Below are 18,460 nucleotides of genomic sequence, written 5' to 3'. Positions count from 1 at the left end.
TAATAATAGGTAATCCTCATGAAACAGACCCAAACTGCAGAGCTAACAACGGGCCTCACTATTTTAATGGCCATTGCCACAGGTCTTGTCGTTGCCAGTAATTACTATGCTCAACCGCTTTTAGACACCATTGCGGGGCAGTTTAATTTAACCACTAATATGGCTGGGTTTATTGTCACCGCAGCCCAACTGGGTTATGCGGCAGGTTTACTTTTTTTAGTCCCGTTGGGAGATTTGTTTGAACGCAAGCGTTTAATTTTAACGATGACCTTTCTTTCGGCATTAGGGCTATTAATTACAGCGCTTTCAAATAATATTTGGCAAATCCTTTTAGGTACCGCCCTTACTGGACTATTTTCAGTTGTTGCACAAGTCCTGATCCCACTAGCAGCATCTATTGCTAAGCCTCATAAACGTGGTAAAGCGGTAGGAATGATTATGAGTGGGTTATTGCTGGGCATTTTACTTGCAAGAACGGTTTCAGGTGCTGTTGCTATGGTCGGTGGCTGGAGAGCGATCTATTGGGTGGCCTTTGCATTATTGATGCTGTTAATGATTGTTCTAGCCATTAAACTCCCCCGTTACCATCAAAAAGCTAACTTAAACTACTTCCAGCTCATTGGTTCTATTGGCCGGTTATTTTTCGGCACTCCAGTGCTTGCGGTACGCGCTTCTCTCGGTGCATTATCATTTGCCAATTTTGGTTTACTGTGGACCGCAATGGCTTTCTTATTAGCCAGTCCGCCATTCAATTATTCCGAAGGGACTATAGGTTTATTTGGCTTAGTCGGTGCCGCAGGTGCCATTATGGCCTCCCAAGCAGGGCATCTTGTCGATAAAGGCAAAGGAAAGCTCATTACAACTATTGGGTTGGTGTTATTACTATTATCCTGGATACCCATCGGTTTAGCGAAATATTCCCTGGTCGCATTTATCATTGGTATTTTGGTGCTAGACCTTGCAGTACAAGCCGTCCATGTCACCAGTCAGAGTACGTTATATCGAATATTACCTGAAGCTCGTAACCGCCTAACGGCAGGCTATATGACCAGCTATTTCATTGGGGGCGCACTAGGATCTCTACTTTCAGGCTATGCCTATGAACACGCGGGTTGGGAGGGAGTTGCGATTGCAGGTGCAATCTTAACCACTCTAAGTTTAATTATTTGGGCTATCGGTATTCGCTATGATCCCATCATCACCACAACTGATGACTAAACATAACTGATATCTGTATCAATACATTTTATGATGAAAATTTTCGAGATCACATAAACATATAAAATCTCATAATACATTAAACTTATGTGACTCAATTTTACCCATCAAATCTGTTGAATATTGAATAAATAAACAGTTCATCATAAGGCCAATAATTATCAACCGTAATAGTAAACAAAGTAAATATTAGGGAATGACACAGTTAAACAAATACAATGACTCTATGAAAAGGTAGTATAACTGTTAATAAATCAAATTATTGCTATATCAGATAATGTTTAAATTATACAAAAATAAGTAATTACACCTATCCATTAAAAATATCTATCTAAGTTGTAATTATTGGGTAACAAAAAAAATGGTATTGAGTTAATGTCGTGTGATTATATATTGTTTTGTATGATTGAAATTAACCTTTAATTAAGCATTGGCTTGGTTGTTTTATAACCAAAAATGACACTATCAGTGTAAAAAGGTCAGCCTGCTATACAAAAATAGGTAAATTACATTCATAAAATTTATGAATCATGTATTATTATCAAAATAAAATCGGCGATATTAATTAAGTATAATTGCTAATTCTATCTTTTAATATACCATTTAGGTGGTTGATGACAGTTGTAATCTTACCAACTGAAACTAATAAGGTATCCCAATAATGGAAAGTTCATTTACACCAACTGAAGAGCTACTCAATGCTCGTGTAGAACAACAAGATTCACATGAAAGTCCTATTCCGTATCAAGAAATCCTACTGACACGCCTATGCATGCATGTTCATGGGAAGTTACTTGAAACACGAAATAATATGTTAAGGTCTCAAGGTATTAATGAAACCCTGTTTATGGCACTTATGATCCTTGATACAAAAGACTCCCGCAGTATTCAGCCATCTGAACTCAGTGCGGCTCTTGGTTCCTCACGAACCAATGCAACACGAATTGCAGATGAACTGGAAAAAAATGGTTGGATTGAGCGCAAAGAAAGTCACAACGATAGACGTTGCCTTCATCTACACCTCACAGAAAAAGGGACGGAGTTTTTAAATGGCCTATTACCACCTCAACACAGCGCATTAATTGATATTTGGTCTGTTTTAGATGCTGATGAGAAACAACAGCTTAACACGCTGATGCGTAAATTACTGACAAAACTGGATACTATAAAAGATTGACCATAACATTTGTAAGGTTAATGTATTTGAGCCATTCTTAAGCTCAAAGGTGAAAAAAAACTTTTCAGCCCATAATATTTCATTATCCTTTCACCCTTATGCTTTACGATATCCCATCAAACAGCAAAATCATTTGTAGTCTCAGTTTCCAGTGGTTATTACCTAACTACTGGAAACAACCGTGATCCTTATCCAGAGAAGTGGAGAAATACGAGTATGAGTTCCCCTGAGGAAATGCAACAAACGCAAACTCCCCAACGAAATAAAAAAAGGCAACGTAAAAGTGCGCTTATCTTGTTGACTCTATTATTTATTATTATAGGCGTTGGCTGGGGGGCCTACTGGTATCTCGTTCTTCGTCACTATGAATCAACGGATAATGCTTATGTCGCGGGAAACCAAGTACAAATACAATCCCAAGTTTCCGGCAGCGTGATGACTGTCAATGTGGACAACACAGATTTCGTGACAAGTGGAACTGTTTTGGTTGAACTGGACCCACGTGATGCTGAATTAGCTCTCGATAAAGCAAAAACAGAATTAGCCAACAGTGTGCGTCAAACCCGCCAGCACATGGTTAACAGCCGCCAGCTACAAGCCAATATTGAGGTCAAACGTTCTGAATTAAACCGGTTGCAAAATGATTTAAAACGTCGAGAAGTTTTAGGTAGTAGCCATGTCATTGGTAAAGAAGAACTACAACACGCAAGAGAAGCTGTCGTCAGTGCTAAAGCGGCATTAGACATGGCAATAGAACAATATAATGCTAATCAAGCCATAGTGTTAAATAGCTCAATTGAAAAACAACCCGCAGTAGAGCAAGCAGCAACACAAGTTCGAAACGCTTGGCTCACCTTGCAACGGACGAAAATCGTCAGCCCTGTTGATGGCTATGTTTCACGCCGCAGTGTACAAGTGGGTTCACAAATCACCCCTTCAACCCCATTAATGGCCATCGTTCCTTCCAATGGTATGTGGATTGATGCGAACTTTAAAGAAACACAACTTGCGGATATGCGTATCGGCCAACCAGCGAAGGTCATTACTGATTTTTACGGTAAAGATATCGTATTTAACGGTACTGTTGTGGGACTTGATATGGGAACAGGTAGCGCGTTCTCTTTATTACCTGCACAAAATGCCAGTGGTAACTGGATCAAAGTAGTCCAACGCCTACCCGTACGTATAGCCTTAGATGAAAACCAACTTGAAGAATATCCATTACGTATCGGTTTATCCACCGAAGTTACGGTTGATACATTAGATAAAAATGGCAAAGTGCTTTCTAAAGGGATGCGTGATACCCCTGCTTACCATACTGCTGCATTAGCTGTAGATATGTCTCCTGCGGACAAAATAGTTACTGAGATAATTAATAATAACCTAGGAAATAAATAGTGGGGGTGCAATCGTGACGACAGCACCTTTAACGGGATCAAAACTCGCATGGATGACAATTGCTCTTTCATTGGCAACATTTATGCAAGTTCTTGATTCCACCATTGCTAACGTAGCTATTCCAACCATTGCGGGAAACTTGGGGGCATCCAACTCGCAAGGAACTTGGGTAATAACCTCTTTCGGCGTTGCCAATGCGATCTCCATCCCCATCACTGGTTGGCTAGCCCGTAGGATAGGTGAAGTCAGGCTATTTTTATGGTCTACAGGCTTATTCGCTTTAACTTCATGGCTGTGCGGTATTTCTGGCAGCTTAGAGATGCTGATCTTATTCCGAGTTTTACAAGGTTTAGTCGCAGGACCACTCATTCCTTTATCTCAAAGCCTACTGCTTAACAATTATCCTCCAGCCAAACGCAATATGGCCCTCGCCCTTTGGTCAATGACTATCGTTATTGCTCCGATTTGCGGACCGATTCTTGGTGGTTATATTAGTGATAACTACCATTGGGGCTGGATATTTTTTATCAATGTACCATTTAGTATTGCGATCATTTTTGCCATCATGCGCACCTTAAAAGGCCGTGAAACTAAAATATCTATTCAGCGCATTGATACTATTGGTTTAGTGCTATTGGTTGTTGGTATTGGTGCTTTACAGATTATGCTTGACCAAGGCAAAGAGCTGGATTGGTTTAACTCGACTGAAATTATCGTCCTGACCGTTATTGCCGTTGTCGCTATTGCCTTTTTAATTGTATGGGAACTCACCGATGACCATCCTGTCATCGACTTATCCCTATTTAAAGAACGCAATTTTACGATTGGCTGTTTGTCCTTAAGCCTTGCTTACATGCTCTATTTTGGAACGATTGTACTACTGCCGCAATTGCTACAAGAAGTTTATGGCTATACCGCAACATGGGCTGGGTTAGCCTCTGCACCTGTAGGATTATTACCGCTATTGATTACACCAATTATAGGGCGTTTTGGTAACCGAATTGATATGCGTTATTTAGTTACATTCAGCTTTATTATCTATGCTGTTTGCTACTATTGGCGTGCTTATACTTTCGAACCTGGGATGAGTTTTGCCGAAGCTGCTTGGCCGCAATTTGTGCAAGGTTTAGCCATCGCTTGTTTCTTTATGCCTTTGACAACCATTACATTATCTGGCCTGCCGCCAGAAAAAATGGCCTCTGCATCGAGTTTATCTAACTTTACTCGTACCCTAGCTGGAGCCATTGGGACATCAATCACCACAACAATGTGGACCCAAAGAGAGTCAATGCATCATGAAAACCTCGCTGAATTTGTTAACCCATATAACCCAAATGCCCAACAGATGTACAGTGAACTGGCGAAAATAGGCATGAATGAGCAGCAAAGTGCGGCCTATCTTGCTAAAACGATTACTGACCAAGGACTGATTATGTCAGCAAATGAGATATTCTGGCTCTCAGCTGGAATTTTTATCCTACTGATGGTCATTGTCTGGTTCGCTAAGCCACCATTTGGGGCAGGTTCAAAAGGCGGTGGTGGTGCTCATTAATTAGCCCAATCCAGTGAATAACTTGGTGATAGATATAAAAAAACCATACATAGCGGGAATACATCCTTTTATGTATGGTCTTATTTTTCTGATAAAGCGTAGGTGGTTATTTAACTTGGTTTTGTTGCCACCACTGGGCTAACATAATTCCTGTTGCAACAGAGACATTCAAGCTTTCCACTTTACCTGTTCCACCGATATAGAGACTCATATCGCCTTGATCCCACGTACTATCACTTAAACCATCACTCTCTTGGCCTAAAACTAAGACCATTTTGGCCGGTAACTTCGCTTTTGCGAGATCTTGACTGCCTTTATGGCTAGAAGTCGTCACAATGGTATAACCCGCTTTGCGGAATTTATCCAAAGTATCTGTTAATCCATCTGCATCAATCGCTTTAATGTGTTCAGCACCACCTTCTGCAGTGCGAATTGCCGCCCCAGACTCTAGCATGCCTGCATCCTGCAAAATCACACCTTTGATACCGAAATGCGCACAGCTACGCATAATTCCTCCCAGATTATGTGGATTTCCCACATCTTCCAGTGCTAATACGCAGTCATTACCTGCCGCTTGCTGCAAGTAAGCATCAGCACTCATTCCACCGCGTTTTTTAATGATAAAACAGACACCACCATGATGTTCAGTTCCGGATGCTTTCGATAACTCTTCGTCATCAACAACGTGGTAAGCTTTGCGATTTGCCGCCATCCATTTTAACGCATCACGAAAACGCGGTGTGACAGATTGCAAGAACCATGCGCGAACAATCGCATCAGGGCGGTTTTTAAACATGGCTTGGCAGGCATTCTCACCGTAGATACGAGTTTCTTCTTGGCGCTGCTTACGCAATTGTTCAGGGTCAATCTGGCTCTTACCAACAATTCCGCCATGGTCATTCGTTAACTCTTCGCTATCTGGCTTAGAAACAGTGCGCCATGGCGAACGCTCGCGAGGTGCTTCATTACGGTTATCAGAGCGACGACCTTCACGCCCACCTTCAGGGCGGCTTGAGCGACCACCACGATCTTGACGGGCACCATCTCGTCTATCACCACCACGCTTGTCATTACCGCGCCTATCATCACGGCCACCGCCTCGGCGTTTATCATTACCTTTATTGTTGTCCTGCTCTTCACTGCGGACATACATCACTTTTACTTTGCCGTTTTTACCACTAAAATCATTCGAGTCGTTCATCACTATCCCCTACACTAAGCTATGGCGCGAAGATTACATGATGTTGCATGGCTACGCTACCGATTCGCACTATTATCTCATCTAAAAGTTATTGAATATACTTCTATCGTATAGAAATCGTTTTGCGTACAATATGCGCCTTAATTTTAGGCCTAAAAAATATAATTCAACATGACTTCGAATGCCGTTTATCACCTGCGTCAACAGCGCCTCGCATTATCGACTAAACCGTTTAGGGCACGAGGCTGCCGAGTAAAACGTTGCCAATATTGTTTGTTACCTAACCCACAATGCCTATGCCAAGACACCATATCATCACAAGCAAAAAGCCAATTTTGCTTGATTATGTTTGATGGTGAGGTATTTAAGCCAAGTAATACAGGAAAGTTGATTGCGGATGTTTTGCCCGACACTTTGGCCTTTCAATGGTCAAGAACAGAGCCTGATGCGCAGCTATTGGCGGCACTGCAAGACACCACAAGGCAGCCTTACCTTATTTTTCCAGAAAGCTACGCTCAAAATGAACGCATCGTGGTCAATGAACCGACTTTGTCGGATAAACCCGCTTTATTTATTTTACTCGATGGGACTTGGCCTGAAGCACGCAAAATGTTTCGAAAAAGCCCTTATCTTAATGATATTCCAATGCTTTCAATTAATACCAAAGCAAGAACTGACTACTTACTCCGTACGCCATCAAGGGAAGAACAACATTGTACCGCCGAAGTTGCAGCTACCGTTTTAGAATTAGCGGGAGATTTAGACGCTTCACAACAACTCTTTAGCCACTTCAATCTTTTCCGTCAAAAATACCTTGAAGGGAAACCGCATCACCCTATTGCACAGAAGCTACTTACCGAATCCCACCTCTAACTATTTATTGGTACTGTTTTTCTCTTTCTTTTCGAGCCCAGTACCATTAAATGACAACTTTTAGATCGTCGTGCTGATAAAACGTGAACGTGCTTGTATAAATTAATTAAACTCACCAGATAAACTAGCGCAATCTCAAAGATAAGGCATAGTATTCATAAGTATCACTCAGCCACTTTTTATCTATTGAACGCTTATCTCGTTCAGCAAAGCAAAGGGTTATCAACCATGGGTTTAGTCAGTCAGTTAGAATCTTTATTCCGGCCAAAGTCTATCGTTGTCGTGGGAGCATCTGAAAACCCGAGCCGTGCAGGTTCGGTGATGATGAAAAACCTACTTACCAGCGGTTTTAAAGGTCCTATTTTACCTGTTAATCCAAACCGAAACTCTGTCCTCGGCGTACTTGCTTATCCTTCTATAGATAAATTACCGCTCAAACCTGATCTTGCCGTTATCTGTACCCATTACTCACGTAATATCTCCTGTTTACAGCAATTAGGGGAAGCTGGCTGTAAAGTGGTTATTATTTTGTCATCCCCTTCAATTCAGTTTAATGAATTGAAAAAAGTCGCCCAGCAATATCAAATTCGCCTATTAGGCCCGAATAGCCTAGGTTTTCTCGCACCATGGCAAGGTTTGAATGCGAGTTTTTCTCCAATACCAATCTTAAAAGGAAAACTCGCTTTTATCTCTCAATCTGCTGCTGTATCGAATACCGTTCTGGATTGGGCAAGGCACCGAGACATCGGTTTTTCTTATTTTATTGCCCTTGGTGATAGCATCGACATAGATATTGACGATTTACTCGATTACTTAGCGCGTGACAGCAAAACCAGCGCTATTTTGTTGTACCTTGAGAGCATTAGTGATGCACGACGTTTCTTATCATCATCTCGCAGTGCCTCACGCAATAAACCTATATTAGTGATAAAAAGTGGTCGAACCCGCAAAGCACAAAAACTACTGGGCGATAAGCCTAGCCTAGATGCCGCTTACGATGCCGCTATCCAGCGTGCAGGTCTTCTTCGCGTGCAAGATACTCACGAAATGTTTTCTGCGGTTGAGACATTAAGTTACATGACTCCATTACGCGGTGAGCGTCTTTCAATCATGAGTAATGGTTCTGCCCCAGCCGCGATGGCATTAGACGAACTTCTCTTACGTAATGGTAAACTTGCAACGCTAAGTGTTGAAACAGAAAATGAATTAAGCTCACTATTACCTCTTGATTTATCAACACAAAATCCGATTGACTTAGGAGATGATTCCACAGTTGAGCGCTATATCAATGTACTAAACAAAATGCTCGATAGCCATGACCATGACGCTTTGTTACTTATCCACACTCCCAGTGCGATAACTGAAAGTAAAACCATGGCAGAAAAAATTATTAAAACTATTAAGCAACACCCACGCGGAAAATGGCTAACCATTTTAACCAACTGGTGTGGAGAATATTCCTCTCAAGAATCTCGTCGCCTATTTAGTGAAGCTGGGATCCCTACCTACCGCACTCCAGAAGGGGCAATCACGGCGTATATGCATATGGTGGAATATCGCCGTAACCAAAAACAATTAAAAGAAACGCCAGCCCTCCCAGTAGGTATCACCGCTAATACGCAACAGGCTCATGAATATATTCAGCAAGCATTAGAAAATAATAAGCTCCACTTGGATACTCATGAAGTTCAGCCAATTTTAAAAGCCTACGGGTTAAATAGCTTACCCACCTGGATTGCACATTCGAGCAATGAAGCCATTGAAATCGCAGAGAAAATTGGTTACCCCGTTGCTTTAAAACTACGTTCTCCCGATATTGTACACAAGTCAGAAGTACAAGGGGTCATGCTCTATTTACGCAATGCTAAAGAGGTAGAAGATGCAGCTAAAGCGATTATGGAACGTGTTTCAACAAATTTCCCTAATGCACGAATTGAAGGGCTACTAGTACAAAGTATGGCTAATCGAGCAGGTGCTCAAGAGCTCAGGATCGCTGTTGAACTAGACCCTGTCTTTGGCCCTCTTATCATGTTAGGAGAAGGTGGTATTGAGTGGCAACAAGAGATCCAAGCTGCTGTAGCTCTTCCTCCGCTAAATATGGCTTTAGCTCGCTACCTAGTTATTAATGCTATTAAAGGTTATAAAATAAAATCCCGAAGTGCTTTAGAACCATTAAACATCATAGGGTTATCTGCTTTATTAGTACGAGTTTCAAATTTAATTATTGATTGCCCAAATATTACAAGGTTAGATATTCATCCATTGCTCGCCTCAGGGGATGAATTTACTTTACTTGATGTCTCCATGGCATTAAGCCCAACAGATGATGCGACAACATCAAGGCTGGCAATTCGCCCTTATCCTAGTGAGCTAGAAGAAACAATTCATTTAAAAGAAGATCTTACCTGCTTACTACGACCGATCCTCCCTGAAGATGAACCTTTGCTAAAATCCTTTATAGAGCAAGTGACTAAAGAGGATCTTTATTATCGCTACTTTAGCGAGATCAGCGAATTTACCCATGACGACCTCGCCAATATGACACAGATTGATTATGACCGTGAAATGGCTTTCGTTGCGGTAAAAAACCCCAATACTACGCCTGAAATTATTGGCGTCACGCGAGCAATGGCTGATCCTGATAACCAAGAGGCTGAATTTGCAGTACTGGTTCGCTCTGATATGAAAGGGCAAACGCTCGGTTATCAACTTATGCAAAAGTTACTTAACTATACGCGAAGCCACGGCATTAAAAAGCTAACAGCCATAACTATGCCTGAAAACCGCAATATGATAAGCCTAGCTAAAAAACTTGGTTTTGAGATTGACGTTCAATTTGAAGATGGAGTCGTTAATCTGACACTTCACTTATAGAAATATCTAAGGACACGGCTTAACTTGTATAGTAATTAAACAAGTCGTCAATTTATACTAAATGGTTTAGCTAAATATGCTATCATCCATAGATCATTCGCTTAAAAATGTGCGCAAAGCGAGTTGCTATTAGACTAATAAGAGAAAATTTACACTGTGATGTTGTCAAAATTAAAACAAGCAAAACATCAACAATATTTGTTAAGTTTACCAAAACTCTCTCAAGAAATTGCTGATGTAAAAACGCTATATAAGACAGAAGATTTTCGTGATGAACTGCTTAAACAAATTTCTCAGGCTCAAAATACTATCTACATAACGGCTTTGTATTTAGAGAAAGACGATGCAGGTAAAGACGTACTTCATGCTTTATACGCTGCAAAACAAGCTAATACATCATTGGATATCAAAATTCTCGTAGACTGGCACCGTGCTCAGCGAGGTCGCATCGGGGTTGCAGCAAACGCCACTAATGCCGATTGGTATTATGATGTTGCAAAACATTACCCTGAAATTGAAATCCCTATCTACGGCATCCCTGTAAATACACGGGAAGCTCTGGGTGTTTTGCATCTAAAAGGCTTTTTATTTGATGATACTCTACTCTATAGCGGGGCAAGTATTAATGACGTCTATTTACAACGTCATAGTAAATACCGTTACGACCGCTATCACCTGATCAAAAATAGCCAACTTACCGCATCAATGAAAAAATTTATTGATGACGCATTACTACAAGCTGATGCCATTCATTTATTAAATACGCCAACTCGACCAAAAACAGCTGAGTTTAAGCATTTAATTAAACAATTTCGTTTGGGCTTACGGGGAGCGTCCTATCAATTTTCAGGGAATGCAACTAATGATGAGCTGTCCGTCACTCCCTTTGTTGGTCTCGGTAAGAAAAACGATTTAAACCGTGTTATCACGCATTTAATGGGTGCAACAAACAATAAACTAACAATCTGTACGCCTTATTTTAATTTGCCTGCGGTGTTAGTTAGGGTTATTAGTCGGTTACTGCGTGATGGCAAACAAGTAGAAATTATCATTGGTGACAAAACTGCCAACGACTTCTATATCCCACCTGAAGAGCCATTTAAAATTATTGGTGCATTGCCATACCTTTATGAGATCAACTTGCGCCGTTTTGTTAGTCGCTTGCAACGCTTTATTGATAACCAGCAGTTAACAGTAAGGCTCTGGAAAGACGCAGACAATACCTATCACCTAAAGGGGATGTGGGTTGATAATCACTGGCAATTGATCACGGGTAACAACTTAAACCCACGCGCTTGGGGGTTAGATCTTGAAAACGCAGTATTAATTCACGATCCAAAACAACAGCTGCAAGAGCAACGCAATCACGAGCTAGAGTGCATTCGAACTCATACTAAGGTTGTTAGCCATTTTCGCGAACTAGATAGCATCCAAACCTATCCTGTTAAAGTGAAAAAATTAATCCGACGACTACGTCGAATACGAGTCGACCGGTTAATTAGCCGCATCCTTTAGAATTTAAACAAAGCGTCACTTCGGTGGCGCTTTTACTTTGCTACTTTAATTTTTTAGGTATCTTACCAAAAATGTTTAAATCACTGATCATTAGCTTACTTATATTCATTTCAACAGGATGTACTGGTTTTCATTGGGCTAATGATAATTGGCAAGGTAAAGATAAAGCGCAGCATTTTGCATTTTCAGCCGCGATGGCTGCGGCTGGTAATGCTTATGCAGATAAACAAAACATGCAACACCGCGATGCTGCCATATTTGGTATTCTATTTTCAGTTTCTCTTGGCACAGCAAAAGAGCTTTATGACAGCAGGCCTAATGGTACTGGGTGGAGTTGGCATGATTTTGCCTATGATGTTGCAGGGTCAATAGCAGGTTATAGTTTATATCAGTCCTTAAAGTAACCCACGCCCTTCTTTCCCATTTTTTACATTCCTCTCCTATTTTTAATATTTCGCTCACCATCGAAGTATCTATAAATTAAACCGTTATAGTTGAGCTTCTACATTAAGGAGAGTTTTATGATTGCCGTAATTTTTGAAGCCATCCCAATACCAGTGCAAAAAGAGCGTTATTTTGAATTGGCAGCCAAACTTAAATCTGAACTTATGCACATTGACGGGTTTATTGCTGTCGAACGCTTTCAATCTATTACAACAGAAGGAAAAATTCTCTCACTTTCATGGTGGGAAACAGAAGAAGCAGTAAAACAATGGAAAAACCATTTCATGCATATCGATGCACAAGTTGAAGGACAACAAACCATTTTTTCCCATTATCGAATTCGAGTTGCCCATACCTTAAAGGATTACTCATTCAATAACGAGGATAGCTTTGATGTATGATATTCATGTGATTATTGAAAACCAAGTAGGTGCTTTAGCACTATTGGCGACAACATTAGGGAAACATGGTATTGGCCTTGAAGGTGGTGGCGTTTTTTCTATCGAAGAAAAAAGTCATGCTCACTTTCTTGTTACCCAGCCAGAAAAAGCACGAGATGCCTTAACTACTGAGGGTTTACAGGTTGAAAGTATCATACAACCAGTGATCCGCAAATTAAAACAAGAACGTCCTGGCGAACTTGGAGAAATTGTTTCTCAACTCGCACTTCACCAAATTAATATCCTTGTTCAATACAGCGACCACAATAACAGGTTAATATTAATAACAGACAACAATATATTAGCCGCTGAAGTAACAAAGAAGTGGGAAAGCCAACCATGATACCAAGCAAAGATAGTATTCCCATTGAAGAAAAAGAGCCATTAGAACAATCTATCGCAAAAGTTGCCTCTGCGATTGCTGACCCTTCAAGGGTCAGTATTTTGTGTGCATTAATGGATGGCAGGGCTTGGACAGCAACAGAATTAAGCGTAGCTGCAAATATAGCCCCATCAACAACGAGTGCACACTTAACTAAACTTTTAAACAGCCACTTAATTAGTTGTCTATCTCAAGGAAGACACCGTTATTATAGGCTTGCAGGCACAGACATTGCCGAATTATTAGAAACATTAATGGGGGTATCCATGAAATTGGAGTACACCCCACCTATAACAACACCTATTCATCTGCGAAAGGCACGTACTTGCTATGATCACTTAGCCGGAGAAATTGCCGTTCAGATCTACGAATTTATGGATAAAAATGGCTGGTTTACAGCTAGAGAAAATAAATTATCAATGATTGGTGCCAATCAATTTAAAAAATTAGGTATCGACATTGATCCTAATACAAAACGAAAAATAGCATGTGCTTGTTTGGATTGGAGTGAAAGACGTATGCACCTAGGGGGACTAGCAGGAACCTTACTATTGAAATTTTTTGCAGAAAAAGAATGGATAGAGAAAACAAAAGGTTATCGAGAAATTACTTTTACTACCTACGGTAAGAAAGCTTTAAAGCGTATTTTTAATATTAATATAGCTTAACCCCCCAACAAAATAACGAACACCCCTAGAACGATTTGATAATATACTTACCAAGCTAATTACTAATTAAAAGCAGACGTAAAACTGTATTTCTCCAAACAATGCCCCAAGTCACCTACAATAGGTTATTATCCATAAAATCCAGTATGTTAGTAATACAATAAATATCCTCCGGCATAGCCGGAGGTTTTTAATATGCGCCTATAAGGCTTTGTTACCAGCCGCGCCCTAACAGGCGCATAACGGCCCTGACATTTGCATCTATGGATTACTTACGGCCCGTAAACGGGCTGCCCGGATAGGGGATCGACATTGCTCTCCCAATTTATCCTGTTCTAACTGATGTTTTATATATTCTTGTATTCGTTTCGTATTCTTTCCTACCGTATCAACATAGTACCCTCTGCACCAAAACTCTCTATTTCGATATTTAAACTTTAAATCCCCAAATTGCTCATAAAGCATTAGGCTACTTTTTCCTTTTAAATACCCCATAAAGCTCAAAACACTCATCTTGGGTGGGATTTCTAGAAGCATGTGTATGTGGTCAACACAACATTCTGCCTCCACTATCCTGACATTTTTCCACTCACACAATTTCCTTAAAATACTACCTATCGCCCTACGTTTTTCACCGTAGAAAACTTGCCTTCTATACTTTGGGGCAAAAACAATGTGATATTTACAATTCCATCGTGTATGCGCTAAGCTCTTTTCGTCCCCCATTGGGACCCCCTTTTGATTTTTTGTTTGACTCTTGCAGTTGCCAGACCGCAAGGTGTTTTAACAAATCAAAAGGGGTTTTAATATCTTATTCAAAGCTGAAAGCTTTACGGAACCCCCAGCCTAGCTGGGGGTTTTCTATGCACAAAAAAGCCTCGTGATTTTTATCACGAGGCTTTGATAAGTGGCGGAACGGACGGGACTCGAACCCGCGACCCCCTGCGTGACAGGCAGGTATTCTAACCAACTGAACTACCGCTCCACTTATTCTTTTGCCTTTCGGCTGTTTACTGCTTATTGGGCAATAAACCTTTAATTAATGTCTGGCAGTTCCCTACTCTCACATGGGGAGACCCCACACTACCATCGGCGCTACGGCGTTTCACTGCTGAGTTCGGCATGGGGTCAGGTGGGACCACCGCGCTATTGCCGCCAGACAAATTCTATTTTGTTCCCGTTTGCGCTTATTACTCTTCGCAAACCAGAACCTCAATCTCAAACAAGCTGCGTGTCCTTCACCTTTCGGCTTCTCACTCTCGTTGAAAACAACTCAATCTCTCTAAAACACCTTCGGTGTTGTCAGGTTAAGCCTCACGGTTCATTAGTATTGGTTAGCTCAACGTATCGCTACGCTTACACACCCAACCTATCAACGTCTTAGTCTTAAACGTTCCTTTAGGACTCTTAAAGAGTCAGGGAAGACTCATCTCAAGGCAAGTTTCCCGCTTAGATGCTTTCAGCGGTTATCTCTTCTGCACTTAGCTACCGGGCAATGCCATTGGCATGACAACCCGAACACCAGTGGTGCGTCCACTCCGGTCCTCTCGTACTAGGAGCAGCCCCTTTCAATCTTCCAACGCCCACGGCAGATAGGGACCGAACTGTCTCACGACGTTCTAAACCCAGCTCGCGTACCACTTTAAACGGCGAACAGCCGTACCCTTGGGACCTACTTCAGCCCCAGGATGTGATGAGCCGACATCGAGGTGCCAAACACCGCCGTCGATATGAACTCTTGGGCGGTATCAGCCTGTTATCCCCGGAGTACCTTTTATCCGTTGAGCGATGGCCCTTCCATTCAGAACCACCGGATCACTAAGACCTACTTTCGTACCTGCTCGAGCCGTCACTCTCGCAGTCAAGCTGGCTTATGCCTTTGCACTAACCGCATGATGTCCGACCATGCTTAGCCAACCTTCGTGCTCCTCCGTTACTCTTTGGGAGGAGACCGCCCCAGTCAAACTACCCACCAGACACTGTCCGCACCCCAGATAATGGGGCAACGTTAGAACATCAAACATTAAAGGGTGGTATTTCAAGGTTGGCTCCACGCAGACTGGCGTCCACGCTTCAAAGCCTCCCACCTATCCTACACATCAAGGCTCAATGTTCAGTGTCAAGCTATAGTAAAGGTTCACGGGGTCTTTCCGTCTTGCCGCGGGTACACTGCATCTTCACAGCGAGTTCAATTTCACTGAGTCTCGGGTGGAGACAGCCTGGCCATCATTACGCCATTCGTGCAGGTCGGAACTTACCCGACAAGGAATTTCGCTACCTTAGGACCGTTATAGTTACGGCCGCCGTTTACTGGGGCTTCGATCAAGAGCTTCTCCTTACGGATAACCCCATCAATTAACCTTCCAGCACCGGGCAGGCGTCACACCGTATACGTCCACTTTCGTGTTTGCACAGTGCTGTGTTTTTAATAAACAGTTGCAGCCAGCTGGTATCTGCGACTGGCTTCAGCTCCATGAGTAAATCACTTCACCTAATGCCAGCGTGCCTTCTCCCGAAGTTACGGCACCATTTTGCCTAGTTCCTTCACCCGAGTTCTCTCAAGCGCCTGAGTATTCTCTACCTGACCACCTGTGTCGGTTTGGGGTACGATTAATGATAATCTAGAGCTTAGAGGCTTTTCCTGGAAGCGGGGCATGAGCTACTTCATCACCGTAGTGACTCGTCGTCGGACCTCAGCATGTAGTGAACCGGATTTGCCTAATTCACCTGCCTACATCCTTAAACCGGGACAACCGTCGCCCGGATAGCCTAGCCTTCTCCGTCCCCCCATCGCAATTATCACCAGTACGGGAATATTAACCCGTTTCCCATCGACTACGCATTTCTGCCTCGCCTTAGGGGTCGACTCACCCTGCCCCGATTAACGTTGGACAGGAACCCTTGGTCTTCCGGCGTGCGGGTTTTTCACCCGCATTATCGTTACTTATGTCAGCATTCGCACTTCTGATACCTCCAGCATGCCTCACAGCACACCTTCACAAGCTTACAGAACGCTCCCCTACCCAACAATATTTACATATCGCTGCCGCAGCTTCGGTGCATAGTTTAGCCCCGTTACATCTTCCGCGCAGGCCGACTCGACCAGTGAGCTATTACGCTTTCTTTAAATGATGGCTGCTTCTAAGCCAACATCCTGGCTGTCTGAGCCTTCCCACTTCGTTTCCCACTTAACTATGACTTTGGGACCTTAGCTGGCGGTCTGGGTTGTTTCCCTCTTCACGACGAACGTTAGCACCCGCCGTGTGTCTCCCGTGATAACATTCTTCGGTATTCGTAGTTTGCATCGAGTTGGTAAGTCGGGATGACCCCCTAGTCGAAACAGTGCTCTACCCCCGAAGATGAGTTCACGAGGCGCTACCTAAATAGCTTTCGGGGAGAACCAGCTATCTCCCGGTTTGATTGGCCTTTCACCCCCAGCCACAAGTCATCCGCTAATTTTTCAACATTAGTCGGTTCGGTCCTCCAGTTAGTGTTACCCAACCTTCAACCTGCCCATGGCTAGATCACCGGGTTTCGGGTCTATACCCTGCAACTTATTCGCCCAGTTAAGACTCGGTTTCCCTACGGCTCCCCTATTCGGTTAACCTTGCTACAGAATATAAGTCGCTGACCCATTATACAAAAGGTACGCAGTCACCCTGATAAATCAAGGCTCCCACTGCTTGTACGTACACGGTTTCAGGTTCTATTTCACTCCCCTCGCCGGGGTTCTTTTCGCCTTTCCCTCACGGTACTGGTTCACTATCGGTCAATCAGGAGTATTTAGCCTTGGAGGATGGTCCCCCCATATTCAGACAGGATAACACGTGTCCCGCCCTACTCGTCGAGTTCACAACACTAACATCTTCGGATACGGGGCTATCACCCTTTACTGCCGGACTTTCCAGACCGTTCTCCTGATGCTAATGCTGATTAAGACTCTGGGCTGCTCCCCGTTCGCTCGCCGCTACTAGGGGAATCTCGGTTGATTTCTTTTCCTCGGGGTACTGAGATGTTTCAGTTCCCCCGGTTCGCTTCGTTTGACTATGTATTCATCAAACGATAGTGCAACGAATTGCACTAGGTTTCCCCATTCGGAAATCGTCGGTTGTAACGGTTCATATCACCTTACCGACGCTTATCGCAGATTAGCACGTCCTTCATCGCCTCTGATTGCCTAGGCATCCACCGTGTACGCTTAGTCGCTTAACCTCACAACCCGAAATTGTTTCAACGTTCACCTTACTGTCATGGCTGTGCGTGCATTCCTTCTTTGTTGGGCAGTGCTCGCAATGCTCACATACTTATGTATGCTGCGCTTGCTGTGCGCTGGCCGCCGCGAAGGACTAACTGCTCGCTCATGCCACTCGCTAAAGTGACCGAAAATTTCAGGTCTGAAATTTTGAGAGACTCTCACATTGTTTAAGCGATAAACAATGTGCGTTGTTTTCAATTTTCAGCTTGTTCCAGATTGTTAAAGAGCATAATTATTCGCAATAGACTATTACTAATCTATTCTGAATAATCAGAAAAATTATGGTGGAGCTAAGCGGGATCGAACCGCTGACCTCCTGCGTGCAAGGCAGGCGCTCTCCCAGCTGAGCTATAGCCCCATAAAGGTATTTTCGGTATCAATTAATCTCTTAATAAGATGTTCTTATTCGGAGGTCTTTTTTCTTAGGCAAGGCGTGGGTTAGCGAAGTTTACTTTTGGGTAAA

At 42.7% G+C, this 18,460-nt stretch carries 12 protein-coding genes, 2 tRNA genes, 2 rRNA genes and 1 pseudogene; 11 read left to right on the top strand and 6 right to left on the bottom strand.

Annotated elements, in window-relative coordinates; translation table 11 throughout:
• Positions 1-18 precede the first annotated feature (18 nt).
• The 4 genes from M1F25_RS06260 (at position 19) to emrB (ending at position 5,345) form a co-directional block, all read left to right on the top strand.
• Entirely contained in the window at positions 19-1,218 is a 1,200-nt protein-coding gene (locus M1F25_RS06260; RefSeq protein WP_004257121.1) for an MFS transporter, read from the top strand.
• A 661-nt stretch (positions 1,219-1,879) separates the two neighbouring features.
• On the top strand, positions 1,880-2,395 hold the full coding sequence (mprA, locus tag M1F25_RS06255; RefSeq protein WP_004257124.1) for a transcriptional repressor MprA: 516 nt from the start codon (positions 1,880-1,882) through the stop codon (positions 2,393-2,395).
• Between the two features lie 216 nt (positions 2,396-2,611).
• On the top strand, positions 2,612-3,793 hold the full coding sequence (gene emrA, locus M1F25_RS06250; protein ID WP_153674166.1) for a multidrug efflux MFS transporter periplasmic adaptor subunit EmrA: 1,182 nt from the start codon (positions 2,612-2,614) through the stop codon (positions 3,791-3,793).
• Positions 3,794-3,806: 13 nt separating this feature from the next.
• Positions 3,807-5,345, top strand: coding sequence for a multidrug efflux MFS transporter permease subunit EmrB (gene emrB / locus M1F25_RS06245; RefSeq protein ID WP_094961790.1), 1,539 nt, complete (start codon positions 3,807-3,809; stop codon positions 5,343-5,345).
• A 106-nt stretch (positions 5,346-5,451) separates the two neighbouring features.
• On the opposite strand, the gene M1F25_RS06240 is transcribed toward emrB, so the two are convergent.
• Positions 5,452-6,546 carry a tRNA/rRNA methyltransferase gene (locus M1F25_RS06240; protein WP_004257138.1) on the bottom strand — a complete coding sequence of 365 codons (1,095 nt, stop codon included), beginning with the start codon at positions 6,544-6,546 and terminating at the stop codon, positions 5,452-5,454.
• A gap of 171 nt (positions 6,547-6,717) precedes the next feature.
• Here M1F25_RS06240 and M1F25_RS06235 point away from each other — a divergent pair, with 171 nt between their 5' ends.
• From M1F25_RS06235 to M1F25_RS06205, 7 genes are all read left to right on the top strand, one after another.
• Positions 6,718-7,419: a tRNA-uridine aminocarboxypropyltransferase gene (locus M1F25_RS06235; RefSeq protein WP_096864974.1), complete on the top strand. Its 702-nt coding sequence runs from the start codon at positions 6,718-6,720 to the stop codon at positions 7,417-7,419.
• 228 nt (positions 7,420-7,647) lie between these two features.
• Positions 7,648-10,293, top strand: coding sequence for a bifunctional acetate--CoA ligase family protein/GNAT family N-acetyltransferase (locus M1F25_RS06230; RefSeq protein ID WP_181489473.1), 2,646 nt, complete (start codon positions 7,648-7,650; stop codon positions 10,291-10,293).
• A 159-nt stretch (positions 10,294-10,452) separates the two neighbouring features.
• Entirely contained in the window at positions 10,453-11,808 is a 1,356-nt protein-coding gene (gene pssA, locus M1F25_RS06225) for a CDP-diacylglycerol--serine O-phosphatidyltransferase (protein WP_094961788.1), read from the top strand.
• 71 nt (positions 11,809-11,879) lie between these two features.
• Positions 11,880-12,212, top strand: coding sequence for a YfiM family lipoprotein (locus M1F25_RS06220; RefSeq protein WP_181489472.1), 333 nt, complete (start codon positions 11,880-11,882; stop codon positions 12,210-12,212).
• Positions 12,213-12,329: 117 nt separating this feature from the next.
• Positions 12,330-12,653: an antibiotic biosynthesis monooxygenase family protein gene (locus M1F25_RS06215; RefSeq protein ID WP_094961787.1), complete on the top strand. Its 324-nt coding sequence runs from the start codon at positions 12,330-12,332 to the stop codon at positions 12,651-12,653.
• The gene (locus M1F25_RS06210; RefSeq protein ID WP_004257151.1) at positions 12,646-13,035 is read left to right on the top strand and encodes a hypothetical protein; all 390 of its coding nucleotides are present in this window, start codon (positions 12,646-12,648) and stop codon (positions 13,033-13,035) included. Before M1F25_RS06215 ends, M1F25_RS06210 begins: the two co-directional genes overlap by 8 nt.
• Positions 13,032-13,742, top strand: a complete 711-nt coding sequence (locus tag M1F25_RS06205) for an ArsR/SmtB family transcription factor (RefSeq protein ID WP_112307282.1) — start codon at positions 13,032-13,034, stop codon at positions 13,740-13,742. The genes M1F25_RS06210 and M1F25_RS06205 overlap by 4 nt, the downstream gene beginning before the upstream one ends.
• A gap of 268 nt (positions 13,743-14,010) precedes the next feature.
• Here M1F25_RS06205 and tnpA read toward each other — a convergent pair.
• The 5 genes and pseudogenes from tnpA to M1F25_RS06180 all read right to left on the bottom strand — a co-directional run bounded on the left by tnpA (position 14,011) and on the right by M1F25_RS06180 (position 18,355).
• Positions 14,011-14,468, bottom strand: a pseudogene (gene tnpA / locus M1F25_RS06200) (IS200/IS605 family transposase).
• A gap of 182 nt (positions 14,469-14,650) precedes the next feature.
• Positions 14,651-14,727 (bottom strand) — tRNA-Asp (locus tag M1F25_RS06195).
• A 59-nt stretch (positions 14,728-14,786) separates the two neighbouring features.
• Positions 14,787-14,902: ribosomal RNA gene (rrf, locus tag M1F25_RS06190) — 5S ribosomal RNA — on the bottom strand.
• 143 nt (positions 14,903-15,045) lie between these two features.
• Positions 15,046-17,954: ribosomal RNA gene (locus M1F25_RS06185) — 23S ribosomal RNA — on the bottom strand.
• 325 nt (positions 17,955-18,279) lie between these two features.
• Positions 18,280-18,355, bottom strand: a tRNA-Ala gene (locus tag M1F25_RS06180).
• Between the last annotated feature and the right edge of the window lie 105 nt (positions 18,356-18,460).

It is taken from the genome of Providencia sp. PROV109, assembly GCF_033681625.1.
GTDB lineage: Bacteria > Pseudomonadota > Gammaproteobacteria > Enterobacterales > Enterobacteriaceae > Providencia > Providencia hangzhouensis.
Note: the sequence above shows the minus strand (reverse complement) of the source record. Positions and strands in the feature narration are given on the sequence as shown.

Coding starts and splice junctions, on each gene's coding strand:
- emrA (WP_153674166.1), top strand. CDS start 2,612: ATGAGTTCCCCTGAGGAAATGCAACAAACGCAAACTCCCCAACGAAAT.
- M1F25_RS06205 (WP_112307282.1), top strand. CDS start 13,032: ATGATACCAAGCAAAGATAGTATTCCCATTGAAGAAAAAGAGCCATTA.
- M1F25_RS06220 (WP_181489472.1), top strand. CDS start 11,880: ATGTTTAAATCACTGATCATTAGCTTACTTATATTCATTTCAACAGGA.
- M1F25_RS06235 (WP_096864974.1), top strand. CDS start 6,718: ATGACTTCGAATGCCGTTTATCACCTGCGTCAACAGCGCCTCGCATTA.
- M1F25_RS06210 (WP_004257151.1), top strand. CDS start 12,646: ATGTATGATATTCATGTGATTATTGAAAACCAAGTAGGTGCTTTAGCA.
- mprA (WP_004257124.1), top strand. CDS start 1,880: ATGGAAAGTTCATTTACACCAACTGAAGAGCTACTCAATGCTCGTGTA.
- M1F25_RS06240 (WP_004257138.1), bottom strand. CDS start 6,546: ATGAACGACTCGAATGATTTTAGTGGTAAAAACGGCAAAGTAAAAGTG.
- M1F25_RS06215 (WP_094961787.1), top strand. CDS start 12,330: ATGATTGCCGTAATTTTTGAAGCCATCCCAATACCAGTGCAAAAAGAG.
- M1F25_RS06260 (WP_004257121.1), top strand. CDS start 19: ATGAAACAGACCCAAACTGCAGAGCTAACAACGGGCCTCACTATTTTA.
- pssA (WP_094961788.1), top strand. CDS start 10,453: ATGTTGTCAAAATTAAAACAAGCAAAACATCAACAATATTTGTTAAGT.
- M1F25_RS06230 (WP_181489473.1), top strand. CDS start 7,648: ATGGGTTTAGTCAGTCAGTTAGAATCTTTATTCCGGCCAAAGTCTATC.